Below are 283 nucleotides of genomic sequence, written 5' to 3' on the forward strand. Positions count from 1 at the left end.
CGAAGGGCTGACGTAGTGCACGGTGCGCAGGCCGGCCCGTTTCAGGCGGCGCTCCAGGCCGAGGTTGAAGTCCGGCGCGTCGATGCCGATGAACACGTCGGGGCTCAGCTTCAGCAGGCGCGCGTGCAGCTGGCGGCGCAGCTTCAGCAGGCGCGGCAGGTGGCGCAGCACCTCGGCGAGGCCCATCACTGCGAGTTCGCTGCAGTCCCACCAGCTGTCGAAGCCTTCGGCGCGCATCAGCGGGCCGCCAACGCCGACGAAGCGGGCCAGCGGGTAGCGCCTG

The 283-nt window shown here is 71.4% G+C and carries 1 pseudogene; it reads right to left on the reverse strand.

Going from position 1 to position 283, the window contains the following annotated elements:
* Window positions 1-283: pseudogene (locus FLQ44_RS06335) on the reverse strand (lipid-A-disaccharide synthase); the annotation flags it as partial.

This window comes from Vogesella mureinivorans (genome assembly GCF_007644035.1).
Lineage (GTDB): Bacteria > Pseudomonadota > Gammaproteobacteria > Burkholderiales > Chromobacteriaceae > Vogesella > Vogesella mureinivorans.